The sequence below is a fragment of the Bartonella sp. AA74HLJMH genome, from assembly GCF_042197045.1.
GTDB lineage: Bacteria > Pseudomonadota > Alphaproteobacteria > Rhizobiales > Rhizobiaceae > Bartonella.
In genome coordinates this window covers 1-1,534 of record NZ_JBHIRJ010000086.1, presented here as the reverse complement: position 1 = coordinate 1,534, position 1,534 = coordinate 1, and the positions used below count along the sequence as shown (strand labels likewise).

At 38.8% G+C, this 1,534-nt stretch carries 2 protein-coding genes; both read left to right on the top strand.

From position 1 onward, the window contains the following. Positions 1-198 precede the first annotated feature (198 nt). Positions 199-729 carry a helix-turn-helix domain-containing protein gene (locus ACFINH_RS09790; RefSeq protein ID WP_375632976.1) on the top strand — a complete coding sequence of 177 codons (531 nt, stop codon included), beginning with the start codon at positions 199-201 and terminating at the stop codon, positions 727-729. Between the two features lie 80 nt (positions 730-809). Then, positions 810-1,328 (top strand): helix-turn-helix domain-containing protein, encoded by a 519-nt coding sequence (locus tag ACFINH_RS09785; protein ID WP_375632974.1) that lies wholly within the window; start codon positions 810-812, stop codon positions 1,326-1,328. The last annotated feature ends 206 nt before the right edge of the window (positions 1,329-1,534 follow it).

The following is a 1,534-nucleotide window of genomic DNA, read 5'->3' as shown; positions in this document are numbered from 1 at the left end:
ATACTATGGCGATCCCAAACTTGGATGCATGTTTGTGTGGTTGTCATAACTTTCGCTCCTGCTTCAAACGGATGCTCCCACATCCGTTTTTTGTGGGGTTAATTGTAAAATATCTGCCCTCTATATCGGGCGGTAATAATAGGTATACAGCCTAAATAGGCTTTTGTAAATACCCAAATGTCATTTGGAGTGATTTTTTTGGCACGCCCTGAAAAAGAACCTACAACAGAACTGGCAAAACGATTGCGTGAAATACGACACACCCTTGGTTTTACAGAGCGCAAACAATTTGCTAAACATTTTGATATTCCCGAAACGACTATGCGCAATTATGAAACGGGTTTACGAGAGCCTCCTGCATCTATACTGCGAATATATAAAGATCGCTGTGGAATATCCTTAGACTGGCTTGTCACTGGTGAAGGCGAAATGTTTAGTGACATGGCAAAAGCGAAAGCAGCAGGTTTTAAAGCACCCACCATCCCTGCTGGTCTCATGAAAAAGCTTGGTCGCATAGCTTATACAACCTATCGCGATGCTAAAATAAAACTCCCCCCTGAAGATATAGCGGAACTCGCGGCGGAACTTTATAGAAAACTGCAAGAGCTTGTTCAAGACATCAACGACATGGAAGAAGTAGAGGCAACTTTCCCTCTTCTTAAAATTCATTTAAAGCGTCAAATAGAAGCTGAAAGAGTACATCTAGAAACTACACAAAATACGGCTTAATGCTACTCTAAAATGAATGGGGAATCTCTTTTTAAAATCCTGTAATTTAAAACGAGACTCAATATAAATAAGGAGCATTTTTGGCACGCCCTAAAAAAGAACCTAAAACAGAACTAGCAAAGCGGCTATGTGAAGTGCGACGCGCCCTTGGTTTCACGGAACGCAAGCAATTTGCTAAACATTTTGAAATTCCTGAAACGACTATGCGTAATTATGAAACGGGTTTGCAAGAACCCCCTGCATCTATAATGCGAATATATAAAGATCGCTGTGGAATATCCTTAGATTGGCTCGTCACTGGTGAAGGTGAAATGTTTAGTGACATGGCAAAAGCGAAAGCAGCAGGTTTTAAAGCGCCTACCATCCCTGCTGGTCTCATGAAAAAGCTTGGTCGCATAGCTTATACAACCTATCGCGATGCAAATATAAAAATCCCTCCTGAAGATATAGCGGAACTCGCGGCGGAACTTTATAGAAAACTGCAAGAGCTTGTTCAAGACATCAACGACACGGAAGAAGTAGAGCTTATTTTACCTCTTCTAAAACTGCATTTAAAGCGTCAAATAGAGGCTAAAAATGCACATCCAGAAACTACATAAGATACAGCTTAATGCCTCTCTAAAATGAAAAATGAAAGTGGAAATCTTTTTACATTAAAAAATTTATATAAATTATTGATAAAAAATACTTTTTACTCAATTTTTAGAGATTTCCACTTATATATGGAAATCTTTTTTGCTTTTTTGGTTATTTTTGGCTGATTTTGACGTCAATTGAACTTTTGGAGTGATTTTTTTCACAGGGT